At 54.4% G+C, this 22,766-nt stretch carries 18 protein-coding genes; 5 read left to right on the forward strand and 13 right to left on the reverse strand.

Features of this window, described 5'->3' with window-relative positions; genetic code table 11:
* Positions 1–23: 23 nt before the first annotated feature.
* The 8 genes from G6R38_RS19470 to G6R38_RS19505 form a co-directional block, all read right to left on the reverse strand.
* Positions 24–848 carry an SCO family protein gene (locus G6R38_RS19470; RefSeq protein ID WP_166830143.1) on the reverse strand — a complete coding sequence of 275 codons (825 nt, stop codon included), beginning with the start codon at positions 846–848 and terminating at the stop codon, positions 24–26.
* Positions 848–1,300 (reverse strand): hypothetical protein, encoded by a 453-nt coding sequence (locus G6R38_RS19475; protein ID WP_166830145.1) that lies wholly within the window; start codon positions 1,298–1,300, stop codon positions 848–850. The genes G6R38_RS19470 and G6R38_RS19475 overlap by 1 nt, the downstream gene beginning before the upstream one ends.
* A complete protein-coding gene (locus tag G6R38_RS19480) occupies positions 1,293–2,522 on the reverse strand; it encodes a hypothetical protein (RefSeq protein ID WP_166830148.1) in 1,230 nt (409 codons plus the stop codon). The genes G6R38_RS19475 and G6R38_RS19480 overlap by 8 nt, the downstream gene beginning before the upstream one ends.
* A gap of 152 nt (positions 2,523–2,674) precedes the next feature.
* Positions 2,675–3,292 carry a c-type cytochrome gene (locus G6R38_RS19485; protein ID WP_166830152.1) on the reverse strand — a complete coding sequence of 206 codons (618 nt, stop codon included), beginning with the start codon at positions 3,290–3,292 and terminating at the stop codon, positions 2,675–2,677.
* 82 nt (positions 3,293–3,374) lie between these two features.
* The gene (locus G6R38_RS19490) at positions 3,375–3,920 is read right to left on the reverse strand and encodes a DUF3341 domain-containing protein (protein ID WP_206028643.1); all 546 of its coding nucleotides are present in this window, start codon (positions 3,918–3,920) and stop codon (positions 3,375–3,377) included.
* Positions 3,910–5,310, reverse strand: a complete 1,401-nt coding sequence (nrfD, locus tag G6R38_RS19495) for an NrfD/PsrC family molybdoenzyme membrane anchor subunit (RefSeq protein WP_166830166.1) — start codon at positions 5,308–5,310, stop codon at positions 3,910–3,912. Before nrfD ends, G6R38_RS19490 begins: the two co-directional genes overlap by 11 nt.
* 129 nt (positions 5,311–5,439) lie before the next feature.
* Positions 5,440–8,541: a TAT-variant-translocated molybdopterin oxidoreductase gene (locus tag G6R38_RS19500; protein ID WP_166830190.1), complete on the reverse strand. Its 3,102-nt coding sequence runs from the start codon at positions 8,539–8,541 to the stop codon at positions 5,440–5,442.
* 3 nt (positions 8,542–8,544) lie between these two features.
* Positions 8,545–9,294 carry a TAT-variant-translocated molybdopterin oxidoreductase gene (locus tag G6R38_RS19505; RefSeq protein WP_166830203.1) on the reverse strand — a complete coding sequence of 250 codons (750 nt, stop codon included), beginning with the start codon at positions 9,292–9,294 and terminating at the stop codon, positions 8,545–8,547.
* Between the two features lie 316 nt (positions 9,295–9,610).
* Between G6R38_RS19505 and G6R38_RS19510 the strand changes: the two genes are divergently transcribed.
* Entirely contained in the window at positions 9,611–11,347 is a 1,737-nt protein-coding gene (locus G6R38_RS19510) for a HEAT repeat domain-containing protein (protein WP_166830206.1), read from the forward strand.
* A gap of 99 nt (positions 11,348–11,446) precedes the next feature.
* On the opposite strand, the gene G6R38_RS19515 is transcribed toward G6R38_RS19510, so the two are convergent.
* The 3 genes from G6R38_RS19515 to G6R38_RS19525 form a co-directional block, all read right to left on the reverse strand.
* Complete coding sequence (locus tag G6R38_RS19515) at positions 11,447–12,397, reverse strand: PDZ domain-containing protein (RefSeq protein ID WP_166830209.1); 951 nt, start codon at positions 12,395–12,397, stop codon at positions 11,447–11,449.
* 254 nt (positions 12,398–12,651) lie between these two features.
* The gene (locus G6R38_RS19520; protein WP_166830211.1) at positions 12,652–14,076 is read right to left on the reverse strand and encodes a class II fumarate hydratase; all 1,425 of its coding nucleotides are present in this window, start codon (positions 14,074–14,076) and stop codon (positions 12,652–12,654) included.
* Between the two features lie 184 nt (positions 14,077–14,260).
* On the reverse strand, positions 14,261–14,524 hold the full coding sequence (locus G6R38_RS19525) for a BON domain-containing protein (protein ID WP_166830213.1): 264 nt from the start codon (positions 14,522–14,524) through the stop codon (positions 14,261–14,263).
* Positions 14,525–14,961: 437 nt separating this feature from the next.
* Here G6R38_RS19525 and G6R38_RS19530 point away from each other — a divergent pair, with 437 nt between their 5' ends.
* Together G6R38_RS19530 and G6R38_RS19535 are read left to right on the forward strand one after the other, a co-directional pair.
* Entirely contained in the window at positions 14,962–15,672 is a 711-nt protein-coding gene (locus G6R38_RS19530; RefSeq protein ID WP_166830215.1) for a response regulator transcription factor, read from the forward strand.
* A gap of 125 nt (positions 15,673–15,797) precedes the next feature.
* Positions 15,798–17,180 carry a sulfatase-like hydrolase/transferase gene (locus G6R38_RS19535; RefSeq protein WP_166830217.1) on the forward strand — a complete coding sequence of 461 codons (1,383 nt, stop codon included), beginning with the start codon at positions 15,798–15,800 and terminating at the stop codon, positions 17,178–17,180.
* A 54-nt stretch (positions 17,181–17,234) separates the two neighbouring features.
* Here G6R38_RS19535 and G6R38_RS19540 read toward each other — a convergent pair whose 3' ends face one another.
* Together G6R38_RS19540 and G6R38_RS19545 are read right to left on the reverse strand one after the other, a co-directional pair.
* Positions 17,235–17,690, reverse strand: a complete 456-nt coding sequence (locus tag G6R38_RS19540; protein WP_166830219.1) for a hypothetical protein — start codon at positions 17,688–17,690, stop codon at positions 17,235–17,237.
* Between the two features lie 133 nt (positions 17,691–17,823).
* Positions 17,824–18,840, reverse strand: coding sequence for a DUF1559 domain-containing protein (locus tag G6R38_RS19545; protein ID WP_166830221.1), 1,017 nt, complete (start codon positions 18,838–18,840; stop codon positions 17,824–17,826).
* Between the two features lie 408 nt (positions 18,841–19,248).
* Between G6R38_RS19545 and G6R38_RS19550 the strand changes: the two genes are divergently transcribed.
* Both G6R38_RS19550 and G6R38_RS19555 read left to right on the forward strand, forming a co-directional pair.
* Positions 19,249–21,921, forward strand: coding sequence for a tetratricopeptide repeat protein (locus G6R38_RS19550; protein ID WP_206028644.1), 2,673 nt, complete (start codon positions 19,249–19,251; stop codon positions 21,919–21,921).
* Complete coding sequence (locus G6R38_RS19555) at positions 21,918–22,760, forward strand: DUF4159 domain-containing protein (protein WP_206028645.1); 843 nt, start codon at positions 21,918–21,920, stop codon at positions 22,758–22,760. The genes G6R38_RS19550 and G6R38_RS19555 overlap by 4 nt, the downstream gene beginning before the upstream one ends.
* Positions 22,761–22,766 lie beyond the last annotated feature (6 nt).

Raw genomic sequence — 22,766 nt, forward strand, 5'->3', positions numbered from 1 at the left:
AGCCTCAACGTGGAGTGCCGAGATTACTCGGACGCCACCGTATTGGTCGGCACTCGCTTCTCGCGGCGGAGATGATAAATCACATATCCCGCCAGCCCGATCACCATGGCGATTCCGCCCAATCGGATCGCAGTGAGGACGGCGAATCCATACTTCCCACTTGCAGGATCGTACTGATAGCACAACAGCAGGATGTTATCCGTGACCGTGCTGACTTCACCGTTTGATGCCTCAACAACCGACAACCGCAAGTCACGATATTGAACGCCTTGCAGATACCGCGAGACAATTCCTTCGCTCGTCAGAACAATTAGTCCGGCCGAGTGGGCATACTGTTTGGTCAACGGATCGTATTGAAACTGAAACCCGACGGAATCGGTCAGCGTGCGAATCGCGTCTTTCTCTCCGGTGAGGAAGTGCCAATTCGCCCCCGCTTCCGGTTTTCCATACGCTTTCAAAACGCTTTTCTTTTTGCCGGCGGCCAACTTCGGCCCTTCACGGGAATCGAAACTCAAGGTGATAATGTCGAAGTCTTGGCCAATCTCAAAGTCGATGGCTCGTAGTGTTTCGAGCAGCCCGTCCATTGTCATGTTGCACAACATCGGGCATTCGAAGTACACCAAGTTCAAAACGACGGGGCGATCGTTTTGCATCAAATCCGCCAGTTGAACTTTCTCACCTTTGGAGTTCGTGAATTGAAGATCCAACGGCACTTGCGAACCGAGCCGTTGCTCCAAACTTGCTGCCGATAGCGGATCGAGAATCGACGATTCAGCCGATGCGTCTTTCCCGGCTGCAAAGAGCAGAGCGATTGCGATCAGAAGTAATGTCAAACGAGGTGTGTTCATCAGTTTTCGGACTCCTCGTTCTCGGAGTTCGAATCGTTGCCGCTCGCGCTCCCGGTCAGTTGCTCAAATGCTTCGAGACCTTCGGACTCCAACAACTGCATCGCCCGATCCAGTGGAATTCGAGCAATGTTGTTTGTGCGGTCGACCATCACAGTTTCGGCCAGTTGCTTCTTCTGTGCGGCGAGCATTTCACGATACATTTTGGCTTGCTCCGGCGTCACACGCGGTGATGGCGGAACTGACGAAGTGTCCCAATTTGGTGCGGGCGTCTCCGTTTCGATCGCATCGGGAACCGGTTGCTCGATCAGAAAGCTCGCGAGGAACAGTGTGAACACGATCAACACACCAAGGCTGATCATGGAAATTACGACACCGCGAACCCCAACAGATATTGGTTCGTGACCGCCTTCATCGTGCGTGGAATCAACGTGCGACGAGTGGGAGTCAGCCATGGGTGTGCTCCTCTTCTTCGGTGGCGGTCAGGTCGAATAGCCCTCGCGGTGCATTGAGGGTGTCGTCCGTGAGAAAACTCGGCAGCTTCCACAAGAAAGCGGCCATCCACAACCCACCAATTCCGACAACCGCGAATGGATCAGTCCAGGCAATTTGGAAACCGCTTCGTTCCAAACTTGGCACAATATTCCAGAACACGTCGACCAATCGCATGACAAGAATGCCGATGGCTAATCCACCGAGCAGTTTCGGGGTCTGCTTGAAGCTTCGCGAAACCAGACAGAAGAACGGCACGACGAAATGGAACAATCCCAACAGGATCGAAACAATCGCCCAACCATGTTCCCGGCGAATCAAGTACCAGGAAATTTCTTCCGGCAGGTTGCCGTTCCAGATGATGATGTACTGCGAAAACGCGAAGTACGTCCAAAGCATGATGAACGCTAACAGCAATGTTCCCAGGTCGCCCAGGGTGTTGCGGGAGGCGGAATAAATCGTGACATCTTTACCTTTGAGTTGGAACGGCAACAACGCTGCGACTGCCGCACACAAAGCAAACATCGCCACGCCACCGCCAACGATGACCAACGCTCCGTAAATCGTCGAGTACCACAGCGGGTCCAGACTCATAATCCAATCGAACGATGCAAACGTCGCCGACAGAAACAGAGCGAGCAACCCCATACCGCTAATGAACTTCAATCCTTCGGCGTTGGGCAATCCGGTGGACCGCATTTGTCGTTTGGTGGCCGTGTTCAGTGTGAATGCAAGGAATAGCCAAATGCCGAAATAGATCGGCGCTCGCATCACGAAGAACGGCTCGTTGAGGAAGAATTGCTTCTGTTCCAGCAAATGATTGCTGTGAATGTATTCTTCATTCGCCCAGGGGAAGATGTATCCAATGCCGAGATAAATTGGCACGGCCAAGACGGCCAACGGTAGGATCGTCGAAGAAGCCGCCGCCAGCATCGGCCGCACCGAGACGCCCCAATAGCCACCAACGAGTTGATGCAAAAGTGCCAACCCCAACCCACCGATGGCGAACTGCCACCAGTAGATGTAGCCGAGCAAATACGACTCGTAGAACGAACGCGGGTCGGCAAACAATGCCACGCCGCAAACTGCCAACGACACGACACCAGCGATCAGTGCGCGTGTGCGAATCGTGTTGATTTGCTCGATCAACGGAGGATGTTGTGAATGTTCAACTGTTGTCGACATCAGCCTCATGCCTTATCAAGGCTTTGGTTGTGGCTCCCGTGGTCTAAACCGAAATCATGACTGGCTTCAGAGCGTCACTCGCATCGAGATTGATGCGGCAATCACCACTGACTGACGAGTCGAATTCAGGTTCGGAACAACACGAGGGAACGTTACTCTTTGCTCTCCGGTGCGGATTGCAGTTTATCTTTCAAGTCGGCCGGCAATGCATCGACGGACGCATGATGGCTCAATTGCAATGCTCGAATGTACGCAGCGATGGCCCAGCGATCATCCGGGGGAATTTGCGAGGCATATGGATACATCCGGCCAATGCCGTTGGTGATCACACCGAAAAAGTGCCCTTCGCCCACGCCCCGCAATCGCTCGCCATCGTCGCCACTGACGAAGGATGGCGGTCTTGGGAATCCCCGTTTGACGACCATGCCATCAGCGTTGCCAGAGATTCCATGACAGGGCATACAGAAAATCTGATATCGCTCCTGACCACGGGCCAGCAATTCTTTCATTGTCTTGCCGTCCAACGCCCGATCCGGAAGCCCGCGAACGGGTTCACCGTCAACTCGGCCGGTGAAGAATTCTTCGTCGACTTTGAGTTTTCCTCGGGCAACAGTGCCGGAAATGATCGGGCGGGACGATTGCCCGTCTTGGAAGAATTCGCTCGCTTCCAACGGTTCGTACCGCGGCTGATCGATCATATTTTGATCGCAGCCAACCATCGCTCCGAGAGCGAGCAGTCCTAAACCGAATTGGATAATTCTGGAATCCATTGCGTCTTCAATTCTGAATCGAAAACCGAAAGCACGTTCTTCCGTCGGCCCATCGACTGAAGTCGGCGGGCGTTCAAAATATCTATTGAGGGACTTCGTAAATCGCCGCCGGTTCCAAACTTTCCAGGAACTCCCGCGACGACTGCATTTGAAATTTCTCGTCTCGGGATTGGAGACACAAGAAAAACTTGTCTCGGCTTGCGCTGGCAAACTCGGAAATGTTGAACACCGGGTGATGCGGTCGAGGCAGCCCGTTCAAACCGAGCATTCCCAACACCGCGCCAAACGCTGCGGAAAGCACAGTCAGTTCAAACGTGATCGGAATAAACGACGGCCAACTAAACAATGGCCGCCCCCCGACGTTGAGCGGGTACTCGATCACCGTCAAATAGTACTGCAAGCCGAATCCGCCCAATCCGCCGAGCAAACCCGCCGTTAGCACAATCAACGGAAGTTTCGTGTGACGAAACCCCATAGCTTCCGACAAACCGTGAACGGGGAACGGGGAGTACGATTCAAACCACCGATACCCGTGCTCTCGCGCCTTGCGTGTGGCGGCGATGAGATCTTCGGGTTCGTTGAACTCCGCCATCAGCCCGTAGGTTTCAGGGTCCCATTTAGTGGCCATGCCCGTTCCCCCCTTCTTCCGTCTCCAACAATTCACGCATTTCGAAGATCGAAATCGCAGGCAATAGTCGCACGAAAATGAACAAGCAAGCGAAGAAGAATCCGATAGTGCCGATGTACAACGCCCAATCCCAGAACGTCGGATAATACATATCCCAAGACGACGGCAAGAAATCGCGGTGTAAGCTGGTCACGACGATAATGAACCGTTCCAACCACATGCCGATGTTGATGATGATCGCGATCACGAACAGCATCTTGGAGTTCCGACGAACCGCCGGGAACCAGAGCAGTTGGGGAATCGCAATGTTGCAAGCCAGCAATGACCAGAAGAAGAAGGCGTATGGCCCACCCATCCGGTTTTCCAGCATGTAGGCTTCGACATCATGACCACTGTAGTACGCCATGAACGCTTCCATACCGTAGCCGTACGCGACGACCAACCCGGAAGCCAGCATCACTTTCGCCATGTTGTCGAGGTGGCGATCGGTGATGAAATCCTTCAATCCATATGCAACCCGCAACGGTATACACAGCGTGAGCACCATCGCGAAGCCGGAGTAAATCGCCCCCGCCACAAAGTAGGGCGGAAACACAGTCGCGTGCCAACCGGGGATAATGCCAACTGCGAAGTCGAAACTCACGATCGTGTGCACCGAGACCACCAACGGCGTAGCCAAACCGGCGAGCAGCAAATACGCGGTTTCATAGCGTTTCCAGTGCCGAGCCGATCCTCGCCATCCCATCGACAAAAAGCCGTAAGTGATCTGTGAGAACCGTGTTTTCGCACGGTCGCGGAGGGTGGCCATATCCGGAATCAAACCGACGTACCAGAACAGAGCGGACACCGTGCCGTAGGCCGTCAACGCAAATGCATCCCAAACCAACGGGCTGCGGAATTGCGGATAGATGTCCATCGTGTTGGGGTACGGGAAAATCCAATAGAAATATTGCGGTCGCCCCATGTGCAACAGGGGATACATCCCGGCACAGGCAACGGCGAATAGCGTCATGGCTTCCGCGAATCGGTTGATACTCGTCCGCCATTGTTGACGCAGCAGCAACAGCACCGCGGAAATCAGCGTTCCCGCGTGACCGATCCCAACCCACCACACGAAGTTGACGATCGCAAAACCCCACCCAACCGGGATATTGAGGCCCCAAACGCCGACACCGTACTTAAACAGCACCGCCACGGAGAGCATCAGCAACATGACCAACGCAAAGCTGACCGCGAAGCCGAGAAGCCACTTCCAACCGACCCCCTGTCGGAGCGTCAAACTGGTGATCTTGTCCGTCACCGACCCCAAGCTGTGACCCGGACCGATCATCGGATCGGCGGATGAATGCTGGGCGTCGTGTGAAGACGAGTCTGGCGAATGACTACTCATATCGTAACTCGAAGGCCGTTGGGATTGCCGTTTCTGAACCCATCAACTTTGTTTGCCACAACTCCGCAAGCCGTGGCTTCCAAAAACAATCATTCCGTCCGGCTCGTCGAGCCGTGACTTTCATTCACTCTAATGGTGAGCCGCTTCTTCGCTTGGTTCCAAAGCTGCTAGCTTCGGATGCAAATTTCTCACAACCGCCCCGTAACGGGTTCGCGGCCGTGTATTCAACTCTTCCAGCAACCCGTAAGTTAGCGGGCTTTCATTGGCCTGACTGACCAAGCTCGACTCATCGTTCAAATCGCCAAAGATAATGCTCTGAGTCGGACAAACCGCCTGACACGCTGTGACGATTTCACCATCCTCGATTCGACGGTCTTCTTTTTGCGACTCGATTTTGGCGTGCTGAATTCGTTGAACGCAGTAATTGCACTTCTCCATCACACCCCGAGACCGCACAGTCACATCCGGGTTCTGCAGAAGTTGTAGAACCGGCGTTTCCTGGACCGGCTTGGTGTACTCCAAGAAGTTAAACCGACGCACTTTGTACGGACAGTTGTTCGAACAGTACCGCGTACCGACGCACCGGTTATACGTCATTTCATTGATGCCATCCGGACTATGCGTCGTGGCATGCACGGGACAAACGATCTCACACGGTGCTTGTTCACAATGCACACAGGCAACTGGTTGGTGATCCGCCGTCTCCGGTTCTTCCGGGTCGCCGGAATAGTAGGTATCAATTCGTAACCAGTGCATTTCCCGTCCGCGGGCGACTTCGGTCTTACCAACAACGGGGATATTGTTCTCGGATTGGCAGGCAACCGTGCACGCATTGCAGCCAATGCACGCACTCTGATTGATCACCATGCCCCATTTGTAATCGTTGTATTCCTTTTCCGGATACATGGAGACATGCGGCTCGCCGTGCCCGACGTGCATGAACCCAGGATCATCAGGAGATTCCTGCAACTCTTCCAAGGAACCCGACCGAATCAAATGCCGGTTTTCCATTTGGAAGTGGTGCTGCGTTGTGGCGAGTACGTATTTCTCACCGGCCGATGCCAGCTTCACACCGGAAATCATCCACGGTTCTTCGCTGGTTCGCAATTTGTTTGCATTGAAGCCCGCGTCATCACCGACTCGCCCTGCATGAGTTCGACCATAACCCAAGTGCAGCGTGATCACACCTTCCGGCTGACCAGGCAACTTCATCACAGCGACATCGAGCGTTCGTTCGCCGTGCGTGAGCGTCACCATATCGCCGTTTCGCACACCGAGTTCATCGGCGGTTTTCGGGCCAATCAAGGCCGCGTTATCCCACGTCAACTTCGTGAACGGCTTCGGAAGCTCTTGCAGCCAACCGTTGTTGGCGAACTCACCGTCGCGAATCGTGGGATCAGGACGAAACAGAACCGTCAGACCACCAGCCGATTCCGGCAACTCGAAACCGTCAGCACTCGCAAAGCCCACTTCCAAAGCGACGTCGACCGGCTCGGGCTTGGGCAGCGAAGTTTCATCACCCGCGACAACCCCGTTATGAAGCGACTCCTGCCAGAACGCCTCGAACTTGTCACCCTTGTACTGACTCGCCCAATAATCCTGCACGGCAGTGAAAGCCGTCGTGGATTCCTCACCCAGCATGAACGCCAAAATCTCGGTGACATTTCGACCATCATAGAGTGGCGAGATCAACGGCTGCATCAAGGAGACCGTGCCGTCATAGGCTCGAACATCGCCCCAAGTCTCCAGGAAATGAGCCATGGGAACGTGCCAATGACACAATTGCGACGTTTCATCGCGATGCAAACCGAGATGAACTCGGAACGGGACATTGTTCAACGCATCCGCGAATTCAAGATCCGCAGGCGCGGAGTAGACCGGATTGCCGTCGAGAATCAATAACGTCTCGACCTCGCCAGTCCGCATCGCCTGAACCAACGCCTCGAGCGACTCTATATGACCAGCCTCATGGCCAACCAGCGGCTCGATGTACTCAACCGTCTTGCCGATGTTACCCAACTGCGAATTGATCGCGTGAGCCAACGCATGAACAGCGGGCGGTTGCGATTCACCCGCAACAACCAGACTCGCACCACCTTCGGAGACGCGGTAATCCTTCAGATCCTCAGCGACGGCGGCGATCCATGATTCTAGTTTCTTGTCCGCGTGAAGATCCGGTTCTTCGACATTCACACCCACACGAGAAGCGATCGCCATCGCGATTTGTGCCAAACGCTCCGGACTAACCGCCAGCCGATGATCCGCCTTGGCCCCTGTCAATGTCGGCGTACACTCAATCGCATACATCCGACTCATCGTCAACTTAGTGTCACCGTCACTGCCCATCACATTTCGACGAGCCATGAAGTCACGAGCCGCCACCATACTTGCGGGGCCGGACTGCAAGAAGTCCGCATCGAGTGAAAGCACGACATCCGCTCGATCGAAATGATGAATCGGCTGCACGTCCTGACCAAACGCCAACATCGCTCCAGCCCGAGCATGATCATTACAGACCGACTCGTACTGATGCCATTTCGCGTTGGGATACTTCTTCAGCAACCGCTGAATCTGATCGCGAACCGTCGGCGAGGTCACATTACCAGTCAAAACCCGCAACCCACGGCCCTGATTCGCCTGCTGACCACGAATCTCAACTCGCAGAGCCGACAAGAACCGCTCCCAGGTCGCCAACTGCCCACGGTCGAATACCGTTTGACCACGATCAGGATCGTAGAGCTGCAAGATCGACGCTTGAGCAAACACATCCGTCGCACCAGCGCGGATATCATCACCCTCGCGACCATGCCCCACCGGAACAGCGGGATGCGATGGATTGCCCTCGACTTTCGTCGGACGCCCCATATGACTTTCAACCAGCAACCCCGTGCCGAACCCAGCCAATGGCATAGCAGTCGCGAAGTACAACGGCACACCGGGAATCAACTCCTCCGGCTGCTTGACATAGGGCACAATCTCTTCGTGAGGCTGGGAAGCATTACAGCCGCTCAAACCAGCCAACGCCAAAGACGCGCCCATCACCGTCAGGAATTCGCGACGAGAAGCATCGTCCGTCCACGTATCGGCGGACGCTGGAAACTCGTTGCGAACGACATCTTGAAACTCTTCGGTGTCGGCCCACTCATCGAGCGTACGCCAATACTCCCGACCACGGGCAACCCGCAACCGCTCGCTAACTGATTGATTTTCGAATCCGTTTTTCCGAGGCATGACTCACCGATGACAAGCCGAGCAGTGGGTTTTGGGATGCTCTTTATGAATTCCGTAACGTTCCAACAAACCGTCTGCGATCGCCGCCATATCACCCGCACGATCATCGTCGGCGGCGACCTCAGGAAACTCACGCTTGAGATACTCCTGAAAATCATCGCTCTCCGAAAGCTCTTCACGCGAACGAAGCGTGAACAGAAACTCTCGCGGACGAATATTCTTCTCCGGGTTGCGGTGGCACTCCAAGCACCACTCCATATGCAGCGTATTCTCACGCCACATCAACGGCATCTTATCGACTTCCCCGTGACAACTCACACAGCCAATCCCCTTCGCGAGGTGAATACTGTGATTGAAGTAGGCATAATCCGGGACGTCGTGAACCCGAGTCCAACGCAACGGTTTCTCCTCCGTTGTGTTCGCACTCCGGAAACTCTCAACGACGGGCACGAACATTGACTCATCGCGATACAATTGCGAATGACAGTTCATACACGTTGCCGTCGGTGGCACATTGGCAAAAGACGAATCTTCCACACTCGTGTGACAATAACGACAGTCAATCCCGATGTCGCCCACATGGTGAGCATGACTAAACGGAACCGGTTGAGTTTGGATAACGTCTTCTTCGGTCGAATATGGCGAACGATAGAACGCGTAGAGCACGTAAAAAATCGCTGCGACAATAAACGCCGAACCAAAGATGCTCACCCGTGAAATCGTGTTGAAACTCGGATGAAAAACTTGCGGCATCCGCCTTCTCCGTGAGGCTTCCCATTAACGTGGGGACAAATCGTCAGACTGAGTTCCGCTGGAACACAGGTGAGTATAGGAATCCCTCGTCGGAATACCATATGAAGGAGCGTCGAACCCGGCACTTTCCCGGAAAAACTCTCAGTCAAGATCGGTACGGCTGTGAAATCCACTGTACGAGCCTGTCGTTTTCTCAGTCCGGCCAGTTCCAGTTTTTCAGGAATGAGAATTTTCAATTGGCACACTCGATGCAACGTGAATTCCGTTACAATTCAAACACGCCTGCTTGCCGAAACGACTTAATGGGATGCAACTGATGAACTGCTCTCGCCTACTACTCGCACTTACACTTCTCAGCAGCCCGCTCGGCGGCAGCTTGGTAACGGCAGCCGAACTTAGCCCCCAGGTGCAACAAGCAGTCGACCGCGGACTCAAGTTTATTCTTGGAAAAGTCAGCGGTGCTTCCCCAGGTCAAGACACCATCGGCGCATACGCCGCCTTGAAGGCCGGAGCCAAACCGGATCACCCCGCGATCGCAAAAGTGACCCAGAAAGTCACTGCCGCCGTGCAAGGCACCCGCTACCAACCGCGGAACACATCCCACAACTACACCACCGGCGTCGACTTGATGTTCCTCGAAGCGGTGGACGCCAAGAAATACAAGACAGAAATCGAAGCCATTGCTCGCCACTTGCTCTCGACTCAGTTACGACTTGGAGCGTGGCACTATTTAAGCAGCAGCGGTGGCAACGGCGACACCAGCCAAACCCAATACGCACTGCTCGGACTCTGGGCCGCCAAACGCGCAGGATCAAAAATTCCGTTGCACGTCTGGGACCGTGCAGCCACTTGGCATATCGTCACACAATGCCGCGACGGCAGCTTCGCTTATCACCCCAACCCGAACGGCAACAACAATGGCGGGACGCTCGCACTAACGGTCAACGGAATCAGCAGCCTGATCATTTGTCGTATGCAACTCTACCCGAACGCCGGCGAGATCGGTTCGGGACGCGGTGGCACACCAGCCGGACAGGAAAACCAAGAAGACAAAGCAGATTCCAAGAAATTTGGATTCCTCGAGCAAGTGGACATCGACGAAGCAGAGTCCGAACGAGAAAAAGAAGCCGAGCCGGATGGCCCCGTCCGCACATCACTGGCACGCATCGACGCCGCGATCGAGCGAGCTTTGTCTTGGGTCAATCGCGCTTATCTCTCGCCACGCCCACCGGAATGGCCGATGTACTACATTTACGGCCTCGAACGGATGGCCGCCTTCGCGAACATCGAAACAATCGCGGGACGCAACTGGTACGACGACGGCACCAACACACTCCTGAGGCTGCAACGCAAAGACGGCGGCTGGCCAGGACAATCCAGCGATCCCGCCACAACAGGCTTCGGGCTACTGTTCCTTACACGGGCAACCGCCAAACTGCTCGGCCGAAAAGTGATCACGCCACAAAGCGTGGGCTCGGGACTGCTCATTGGCGGACGCGGACTACCGGACAATCTTGGCCGCGCGGAAATTGAAGACGGCAAAGTCAAACAGCAGAAAGTCGTCGGACCGCTCGACGAATTGCTGGCAGAGCTGGAAAAACTCGACACCGCAAACGTCGCCTCCGCGCAGGCCGCGGTCGTCGACCAAATCAAGATCGGCAACAAAGAAGACCTTGTCGGCCAAACGGAGAAGCTCATCAAACTTGCAGATGATCCGCGACCAGAAGTCCGCCGCACCGCGATTTGGGCCATCGGACAGACGGCGGACATGGGGTTGGCCCGCCTACTCATTGAAGCCTTAGATGATGAGAACCTGGATATTCTCGTCGAAACTCAAGCAGCGTTGCGAACCCTGAGCCGACTACCACGTGGCCAGAACCTGCCCAACTCCCCCTGGAATAACCTTGCCGCCGACGCCACCAAAGCCGAACGCACGGAGTCACTGAAGAACTGGAAACAAAGACTCCGCGATCGTTGGCGACGCTGGTACATCCGCACGCGTCCTTATGACCAACGCAGCGATCTCTTCCTCGAAGTCCGCTCGAAAGACTAGACCGCAAATACGACTTTTATTTCCATGGCAAACAACGAACGGCCGTTGTTACCGCACACCCAAGCAACAGAACCCGCTCGAAGCCCTACGAGAACACGTCTAGTCTCGCGACCCCAGTGTCACCGAAAGCTCCAATACATCTTCCTCCCGCTGCACAACCATGGACAGCACATCGCCTGGGGAGTGCTCCGCGACCAGATTGGCGACATCTCGAAAACTGCTAGCAGAGACTCCGCCCACATTCAAAATGTAGTCGCGAGGTTCCAAGCCCGCCTTCTCAGCCCCACCACCCGGAACGACGGCCACCACCAAGAATCCATTCGATTGCTCGACGCCCTCGACTCCCATGGTGGCATTCCCACGACGGACCACGGCCACATCAGGCCGCTCTTCCTGCAACTTCGCAATCGCGTCCGGCGAAACGCTCGTATCGGGCGTCACCTCAATGACCTGCAGCCCCGGTATATCGAGAACATGCTCTAAGCCATCTTCACCGCCACGCCAATTCGCATCCAACACCGCAGTCGTGGCTCGGCGGAAATCACTCTCTAGCGAACCACCCCATTGCGATGGATCGATTCGCACGGACCCGCCCAGTTCCTCAAACCGAGCCGCACACCGATCCAAACGCAACTTCCGACTCTGACTCCACGAGGCCAACGTCAACGCGGTCACATCGGCATCGGGCGAATTCTGCAATTGATCGAGAGCTTGCTCGGCGACCGTGTAGTACTCGGGACGCGACGAACGGTAAAACTCATGGAGCACCAGGAGAACAGATTCCGCCTGAAGACTGCTGCCATGCAATGCGGTTTCTACGAGTAGCGGACACATCTCCGGCCCAGCTTCCAAGAACCGTTTGATTGCTTCTTCTCGAACCCCTTGATACTCACTTCCCAATGCTTGAGCCCATTCAGATGGCTCGTCGCCGACAAGTTCGTTCACAGGTGGCGCGGAAACAATAATCGCCACACCGACCAGCCCTAACCACAGCAACGCCATGGTGATAGGCCGAATGGTAGCAATAATCCACGTAGCAACAGTTCGCATTTCGACACGCCTCCCGCCGGAATCGGCAAAGGAAAAGGGGAGATTGTCAATTGTGAGCCGAGCAACCCGATTGAGCGCATGCCGACTCTAGATCGAAACCGATCTTCCATGCAGGTGCGAGCGTAAAACCACGTATGATCGCGAGAAACCACGCACACTACACGACATCATGAATCAATGTCGTCTGCGAGGCTGACAAGCAACCCAAGCACGGACCGAGAACGATCCAGCTGAGATTACAACCCGACCGGGCATCAACTTCGCGGTACTGTCATTTTGAATGGGTCAAGAGCGTCTGCAAGAACATCATCGGGAAGAATTCCTTGTTCCTGACACAACTCTCGAATGGTTTTTCCACTTTTAAACGCTTCTTTGGCAAGCGCGGCCGCTTTTTCGTAACCGATGTGCGGGTTGAGACTCGTTACCATCGACAAACTCTTCTCAACCGCTGCCTCACAAGCCTCTTCGTTCGGTTCCAGCTGCTCGATGCACAAATCACGAAAGGCCTTTACTGCCCCTGAGAGGATCGTCACGCTCTCCAAGACCGTCTGCCCCATCATCGGCATCATGATATTCAATTGGAAGTTGCCACCGGCAGCACCGGCGACCGTGATCGCTTCATCAAGCCCCATCACCCGGGCAGCAACCTGCATCAGGCTTTCACACATTACCGGATTGACTTTCCCCGGCATAATGGAGCTGCCTGGCTGAAGATCCGGAATTTTCACCTCATAGAAGCCACACCGAGGCCCAGATCCGAGCCAGCGGACATTATTCGCCAGATTGAACATCGTCACGGCGACAGCTTTCAACTGGCCATGACACTCAACCAGTCCGTCACGCTGCGCATTCGCTTCGAAATGATCACTGGCTTCGACAAAAGGAACGCCGGTTTCATCGGCGAGCACCTTGGAAACTCGATCACCGAACTCGGGATGAGTGTTGATCCCAGACCCAACCGCCGTCCCACCAACGGGCAGTTCAAGAATCGCCTGACACGCCTTCTCGGCTCGGGTAATCGACAATTCAACCTGTCGAGCAAAACCACCGAACTCTTGGCCTAATCGCAACGGAGTCGCATCCGCGAGGTGCGTTCGCCCGATCTTGATGATCCGATCCCAGGCTTGAGCCTTATTGCTCAACTCTTCGTGCAACGCCTTCAACGCCGGCACGAGCCGTTTCGTGATCGCCGTCCCGACGGCCACATGGATCGCTGTGGGGAACGTATCGTTGGTGCTTTGCCCCATGTTGACGTGGTCGTTCGGATGCACGCTCTTCGCCGGCGCGAATCGATCTTCGCCAAGCAATTCGACCGCACGATTCGAGATCACCTCGTTGCAATTCATATTGCTCGACGTGCCGGAACCCGTTTGATACACGTCAATTGGGAACTGATCATCCCATTTCCCGACCGACACTTCCCGAGCGGCATCCAACATGGCGGCGACTTGCTCATCCGACAGGGGATTCTTCCCGGTACCGGTGAGTTTACCGAGATCGCGGTTGGCAATCCCACAAGCGAACTTGACCAATCCCATCGCTCGAATCAGTTCCGACGGCAATGTTTGCCCGGAAACGGGAAAGTTCTGCACAGCCCGCTGTGTTTGGGCGCCGTAATATGCTTCGGCGGGGACTTTCACCTGACCCATCGAATCCTGTTCGATGCGGAACTCGCTCATGGGAATCGACTCTAAGGGGTTTTAATCCCGGCTGATCCAAGTTGGAAAACCGAGTGTTTTTGGGCAAGAAAGTGTGAACACAGTGTTAGTAACAACAGTTCAACCAATGGTAATGAGTTCTTGACGCAACACAATCCTGCGAGTTTTAAATTTTCGGCGAAAAGTGGGGATTTGAATCAGTAAGTCACGTCAATGCTCGGACATTGTCAGCGGTTGGACTCACGGAAATCTCAAAACGGGCCGCGTCGACGTCTCCCAAACGACAAACCCGACTCAACGCCAACTGCTTGGCGTCAAAGCTACTCACCACACCACTGACCAACACACAACCACTCCCAACTTCAACATCCAAAGTACTAAGCTCCGGGTGTCCATCACATTGCAGCGATCGAAGAACTTGACGACGCAACATCTGTCCGTCAAGTTGGTTACCACGTGGGACCGACATCGTTTCATCCCAAAGAAAGCGTATGGGAATGCCAGACCGCTGAGGGTCATGACACGAATTGTGATTTGTTATCAAATGTAGTGCCGTTCGAACCTTTCCATGAAAATAGGATGGGATTTCCTACCACGACCGATGCACACGGTTCGCCGACCGGAGATTGTACCGTACCTGTCAAGACCCGTCTCGTATTTTTTGATTGAAAAGCAATATGTTCGCTGCTTTTCCAAACGGCCAACAACTGGTATGATGTTGACCAAAGCTTCACCAAAAGGGAGCCATATCCCTGTAATTGTCAGGGGAATGGGTGCCCAAGTTTTCTTATCAGGCACAAACCAACCGGTTTCACATCACTAACCGGTTGTCAAGAGAATGAGTTCTTTCGATTCACTGGGGCTTCACCGAACGCAACTCATTACAGAAACTTCGAGTATATGGGAATGACCACGCGATCGAGTTCTTTGGATTCTTCACAGCCATCCGTTTCCCGAGTGCTGATCGTTGATGATCACGAGATTGTCCGGCAAGGATACCGACAAATCTTGGGCAACGATCCCAGTTTAGAAATTTGTGGCGAAGCGGCCACGGAAATGGAAGCCACTCAGAAAATCACCCAACTCAACCCGGACTTAGTCGTGGTTGATATCTCGCTACGCAATGGTCACGGGCTGGAAATCTGCAAGCAAATCCGGGCATGGAACGAGCAATCCGATGCGAGTTCGCCATCGCCGATGAAGTCGCTCGTCGTTTCCGCCCACGACGATGAACTCTACGCCGAACGGGCTCTGCATGCGGGTGCATCGGGATACCTCAACAAAGGTGAGACCGGTGAACGACTCGTGGAAGCGATTCACCGAGTCTTGGAAGGGAAAATCTTCCTTAGCCCCAAGATGACCGAACGCATCCTGAATCGGCTCATTGCCGGCCAACAGGATGAGTATCAATCCCCAATGGATACACTGACCGACCGGGAGCTGGCGGTTTTTGAATTGATCGGCAAAGGGTTGACGACGAAAGAAGTCGCCAGCGACCTGGAACTCAGTCCGAAGACGGTCGAGAGTTATCGGGAGAAGATCAAAGAGAAGCTCAACCTTCCCAATGCTAACCGCTTAGTGCGAGCCGCCGTTCAATATGTGCTCGAAGACGCATAACCGATTGATGCAACCGCACGCTCGCGTGTGTTCTACATAACGCTAATGATGCGGAGACTTGTTGGACCTCATAGAGACCGGTAGGGTGACATTCCCACACCGAAAGTCTTTTGAAGGACCCATCAATGCTTCGATTTGCGTTTGTCACGATCGCAGTCCTGTCCGGTTTCGGCAGGGTCGTCTTCGGAGCCGACCCCATCAATACCAGAACGGACACTCGCCCGAATGTCATTGTGATTCTGACCGACGACCAAGGCACACTCGATGCTGGTTGTTATGGAGCCACAGACCTACAAACGCCGAGCATTGATCGGCTCGCCAAACGCGGGGTGCGATTCACCCAGTTCTATGCAGCTGCTCCTGTATGTTCGCCGAGTCGCGCTGGATTGCTAACCGGTCGCTATCCGATTCTCGCCGGAATGCCAGGAAACGCCGGCGGGCCTCCTAACGAAGGCGTCAACGAACTGTCCGATATGGAAACGCCGAAAAGCGTCTGGGCGAAACAAACCACGATGGCGGAAATGTTCCATGCCGCTGGTTATGCGACTGCTCATATCGGCAAATGGCATTTGAACATTCGCAACGGTGAGCGTCCGCTCGACCAGGGTTTTGACTACTCGTTCGGACACATGGGCGGTTGCATCGACAACTTCACTCACTTCTTCTACTGGAGCGGCCCGAATCGGCATGATCTCTGGCGAAACAATGAACGCATTCGGGAACCGGGACAGTTCTTCCCAGACATGATGGTCACAGAAGCGTCGGAGTTCATCAGCACGAATCGCGAAAAACCGTTCTTCATATACTTCGCGATGAACACGCCGCATTACCCGTATCAGGGTGAACCGGAGTGGCTCGAGACCTACAAAGAGGTGCCATACCCCCGTAACTTATACAATGCGTTCGTTTCCACGTTGGATTCTCGCATCGGCCGATTGTTGGATCACGTCGACAAACTCGGACTGACAAACGACACGATTATCGTGTTCCAATCCGATCATGGACACTCGACCGAATCACGTGCCCATAACGGCGGTGGCAACGCAGGACCGTATCGTGGTGCGAAATTCAGTTTGTTCGAAGGCGGTATTCGTGTGCCGGCAATCATTTCTTGGCCGGGCCATCTGCCCGAAGGCGAAGTTCGGAATCAACTCGCCCACAGTTGTGATTGGCTACCGACGGTCGCGGAACTGTGCGATGTGAGGACGCCTCAAAATATTGATGGCCAAAGTCTCGTGCCTGTCGTTGTGTCCGCCGAAGTAAGTACACCGCACGACACATTGCATTGGACGTTTGGTAACAGTTGGGCGGTCCGCCACGGCGACTGGAAACTCATCGCCAACCCCCGCGACACCTCCAACAGGGGCCCACTCGGCAAAGAGGACAAACTCTTTCTCTCGAACGTCAATCAAGACAAGTCGGAGATGGAAAACCTTGCTCGGAAGAACCCGAACACGGTGAAAGAGCTGAAAGCCCTGCACGATGCCTGGAGCCAAACGAAAAAATAGGGGCGAAATCGCCCCCAAGCAGGTTCGCTAGGTCGCTTGTGACCAAAGTGCCGACTATCGTCGAACCTTCAAGTCAAAGTTATGGCTTCCATTATCACCATCTTTTTCCACCGTCGCTCCGATCGGAGTGTTGTATGGATCATTGAAGTGTTCCGGAAGTTGGTTGACGGCTCCGACATCGGTGGCCATTTCATCTTTCGGAACGGGTGAACCATCCGGCATCAGGATTTGAGTAAACAAGACTCGATACTGACCGGGGGCTGTCCCGTCCCGACCCTGCCGGGTCTGCAATTGATAGGCTCCGGATGCATCGGTGGTCGCAAACCCTCCAGTACCAGGAGTCCCCTCAACTGGAAAAAAAGCGACGCTGATTCCTTCGGCCGGTTCTCCGTTGACAGTAATTTTTCCGGAGACCGGAACAACTTCGTAATCTTCTCCCGCACTACCCCCGCAGCCTGACATCATTACAGAAATGATGACAGCTACACCGAATCGGCCCAATTCAGACATCTCAATTCGCTTTCAGTTTTTTCGACAGGGAACGCCAACCCAAAGAAACACAATCGCTAAAAATTACCGACGACTTTGAAGTCGCCGGTAACGAGTCAATAACAATCTACGTCAGCCCTTAAAGGAGTGATCTTTAATAGTCGCCGAGGACCTGTCCGTCTGCGATGTAGGCGAGATTGTTCCGCGTTGAGGGGTCAATCGTTTCCGACACAAATCGCACGGCCCCATCGGCGAGAAGAACTTGTGCTCCACCAGGATGCAGACTGCCAACGGTGCTCCAGTCTCCGAGTCGGCTAGCCCGTGCGCCGGGTCGTTGGAATGGCGGGCTGTCCCATGAACAGCAAACCGTGAAGTTGATTCCGCGACTGTAAGTCAGGTCGACACCAGCACCGACCCATTTTGAGTAGCCCCATGTCTGACCGGTTCCGTTCCAGACGTCACGCAGCGTTTCGCAGACCGCAACCGTGTTGCTTGTTCCATCGACAATGTCTCGTAACTTCGAGGACGTATCTGGCCCAAACAGTCGACGTGTTCCCTGCGATTCGTCTTTCCATTTGTTCGCCCAACTGGAAACCCGACGGACACTGAAATCGTAGTTCGTGTAGGCACCACCTTCTGCATTTTGTGAGCCGGAGATGTAATAAGCCGAACTCGTGCCGGTGTAGTGTGTTGGTCCCGCATCCGATGGACACAAAAATGCATCCAGTGAGGTTCCGACAACGATATCGTTCGCATTTCCAGACTGACCTGGTTCCAACCCACCGGGCACTGATGATCCGTTACGAGCTGTCGAGGCCGCTAAGTTGAAGTCGAATTGCTCCGCGAGGTTGCCTTGTTCAATAAACGGCAGGAGCAGCAACCATCCGCGATGATTCTTGTGGAACTCACCGCCGCCCGTATTGACCGCTGCCGTACCACTTGTAAATGACGAACTTGCGGATACAGAGTAGGGAAAAGCATTATGTGTGTCGTGGTAGTTATGTAACGCGATCCCCAACTGCTTCATGTTGTTCTTGCATTGCGTACGTCGGGCCGCTTCACGAGCCTGCTGCACAGCGGGCAGAAGAAGAGCAATCAGAATTGCGATGATTGCGATAACAACCAGCAATTCAATCAACGTAAAACCGCGACGGGATGAAGTGTGCCGCATCTCGACCTCCGACAGAAAAGAAGCGTTAGTTTGAGACTAACTGTACGATGTGTAACACGGATCCAAAGAATTTCGATCCGAAAAGTGAATTCAGTGTACCAATCTTTGTTTACTTGTAAACAATTTTTCTTGGATTTATTGAATTGTTCGTCGCAGTACTCTTGATCGGACACTAAGTATTCACGAATACCACGGTTCTTACGACATGACGATTGTGAATACAGTTAGCAATGGGAAACGCCTTTCACTAGAAGTTGCTTGTCAATCACAAGACTTCGGGAGAGCGAACCACTTGAGAACCCGCAAACTCCATTCTCAGTTTGGCTATTGCCTATTCGTTTCGGGTTCGTACGATAGACGGTTGTTGGTCTGTCCAGAGATGACGTTCTTTGATCCGGAACGGAGACCATGCCTTTGGAACTTGCGACTCAACTGTGTCGGCGACTGAACTCAATATCCGCTCGAACCGATGCCGGACCGCTGACCGTCTTTCTTCCCAAACTTCTGCTCACGACCCTTCTGGGGTCGTTTTTTATTGCGCCGACGGCAATCGCGGCGGACCTTTCTAAAGCTCAAGAGTTTTTCGAAACCGGGCAGTACGCAGAATGTATCGCACTGACCGGGGAAGCCATCGAAGACCGAGATTTCTCGGAAAGTTGGCGAACACTCCGGATCGAAGCCCAATTGGCAATCGGGCAATACGCCCCTGCATTGGAATCGTTGACGGCGGCTTTGGAACGTTATCCGCATAGCATTCGACTGCGATGGTTGGGGCGAGATGTCTACCGTTACAACGCGAAGCCCGACGATGCCGAGCGGATGGTCGTGGAATTGATCGAGAAAGTTCAACAGGCGTCGTGGCGGTATCGCAATGTGGCGGATCGGTTGGTGCTGGCTGAGTTCCTGTTGGAGCAGGGGGCCGATGCGAAGGAAGTGCTGCAAAGCATTTTTGATCAGATCAAGAAAGATCAGCCGAACTTGCCGGATGCGTTCATCGCCAGCGGGGAGTTGGCGCTAGCCAAGCACGACTACGGACTCGCCGCCACAGAGTTTGAAAAAGCCCGGAAGTTGGATGAAGACGATCCACGAATTGCGTTTGGATTGTCTCAGGCATACGCCCCGAGTGATGCCGAAAAAGCCCAAACGGCTCTGCAACAAGCATTGGAACGGAACCCCAGGCATGTGCCGAGTTTGCTGTCACTCGTGGATGATCAAGTCGACGCCGAACGCTACGAGACCGCTCACAAAACCCTTGCGGAGATCGAAACGGTCAATCCGTTGCATCCGAAATTGTGGGCGTACCGGGCGGTGTTGGCTCATTTGGAAAACGAACCCGACGAGGAGCAAGCCGCTCGCGAACGCGCGCTGTCTACCTGGCCGACGAATCCGGAAGTCGATTACCTCATCGGCAAGAAACTCTCGCAGAAATACCGGTTTGCCGAGGGTGCGAAGCGTCAACGGCAGGCATTGGAGTTCGATCCGTATTACCTGCCCGCGAAAATGCAGCTATCGCAGGATTTGCTGCGACTCGGCCAAGAAGACGAAGGTTGGAAACTTGCCAGCGAAGTTTTCGAGCGGGATGGCTACAGCGTTGTTGCTCATAATCTTTCGATATTGCATGACCATCTTGATGATTTCGCGATCTTGAAGTCCGATGGTTTCCTCGTCCGGATGGATGCCCGCGAATCCCGAATTTACGGTTCGCGTGTATTGGAGACGCTCCGCCGAGCGAAAGCCGAGTTGGCAAGCAAATACGATGTCGAATTGCCCGAGACGGTGTTTGTCGACATCTATCCGAAGCAGCAGGACTTTGCGATCCGCACGTTTGGTTTGCCGGGAGGTGCGGGGTTTCTCGGCGTGTGTTTCGGGTCGGTCATCACGATGAACAGCCCGGCTTCGCAGGGTGCGACGCCTGCGAATTGGCAGTCGGTGTTGTGGCACGAGTTCTGTCATGTCGTCACGCTGACGAAAACCAACAACCGCATGCCACGGTGGCTCAGTGAGGGCATTTCTGTTTATGAGGAACGCCAAGCAAACCCCGCATGGGGCGAGTCGATGAATCGGCAATACCGGGAAATGATTCTCGGTGAAGACCTCACACCGGTCAGCCAATTGAGCGCCGCTTTTCTGCGTCCCGAAACACCGATTCATTTGCAGTTCGCGTATTATGAATCGTCGTTGGTGGTGGAATACATCATTGAGCAGCACGGTTTGGACACGCTGAAACAGATTCTCGTCGACCTCGGACGCGGACTGCCGATCAATGAATGTTTGGAACGCACAACCGGATCGCTGACGGCCCTTGATGCGGACTTCAGCGATTACGCTCGCAATCGCGCTAAGAATTGGGCACCGGATGCAGATTTTGGCGATCCCGAATTGCCTCGCTCCGCTGATCTGAAAACGCTAGCGAAGTTTGTCGAAGACCATCCGAAAAACGTTGCCGCGTTGCAGCGGTATGCCACGCGACTCGTCGCTGGCGAACAGTGGGAGACCGCGGAAGAAATTCTGACGCAATCTGTAGAACTCTTCCCCGAACGCACCGGTTCAGAAGCGGCACTCGCAATGTTGGTCCGTGTGCATCGCGAGCAGGAGAACACGGACGCCGAACGAAAGACACTCGAACGCTTCATCGCTCTGAAAGACAATGCCTGGGATGCTTCGTTGCGATTGGCGGAACTGGCGAGTGAGCGAAAAGATTGGGCTGCGGTCCTGTCCCATGCCGAGCGGGTCTTGAGCATCAACCCATTGATCCCGGCCCCGCATCGGTATTTGGCCGATGCCGGTGAACGCAGCGGCGACGACGACCGGGCACTCACCGGTCTGTTGGCTCTTGCGGAGATGGAACCGTTCGATCCGGCGGCGTTGTCTTATCGCACCGCGAAATTGTTTCAACGCACCGGCCAAACCGATTCTGCCCGCCGACACGTTCTGCAAGCCCTGGAAGAAGCCCCACGTTACCGGGATGCCCAACGGTTGCTGCTTGCGATTGTCGAGGGACCGACTGAGACACCGACTTCCACCGACCCTCCACCCGCGATCGCGGAGGATCGGACCCCCAACCCCGAGGACCGACGATGAACCGTGTCCGCAATTCTGTCATGACCTTTCTGATCGTGCTTGTGATCGGGAGCATCGCCTGGGCTCAATACGGGCGCGGATGGCGTCGCGGTCGGGTTGATCCTTCGCAAATCGACCCCGCAGACATCGACCGCAATGGCGTGCCAACTTGGGAGAAAGACACTGAGTTCCAACAGGATGTCTTCACGTTTGCCCGCATCCACTACACCTCCTACCGGGATCGTCCCGGTCGCGGAAAGTGGGACACCGATTGGCCCGATAGCGATCTGAATTTTTCATTCCGACTGCAACAACTGACCTCACTCAAAGTCGATCCGAACGGCAAGATCGTGCGGTTGGATGATCCGGAGCTGTTCGACTACCCCTTTATTTACATCATCGAACCCGGCGAGATGATGCTGACCGAACCGGAAGTTCAAGGCTTACGGCGGTATCTGCTCAACGGCGGATTTCTCATGGTCGACGATTTCTGGGGCGAATACGAATGGGACACGTTTTATCAGAATCTCAAACGGGTCTTCCCCGATCGCGAACCCCAAGAGTTGCCGTTGGAGCATGAAATTTTTCACTGCGTGTACGATCTGACCGAGAAACCTCAGATTCCCAGTATCAACCATTACCTCAGCGGTCGCCGCACGGAACGGTGGGACGCGACTGAAGCCCACTACCGCGGTTTGTTCGACGACGACGGCCGAATGATGGCCATCATCTGTCACAACACGGACCTGGGAGACGGCTGGGAACGCGAGGGTGTTGATTCCGGTTACTTCCACGAGTATTCCGAGAAGTGGGCGTATCCGCTGGGGATCAACATCGTGACCTACGCCATGACGCACTAAGAAAAA

This window comes from Thalassoroseus pseudoceratinae (assembly GCF_011634775.1).
Classification (GTDB): Bacteria; Planctomycetota; Planctomycetia; order Planctomycetales; family Planctomycetaceae; genus Thalassoroseus; species Thalassoroseus pseudoceratinae.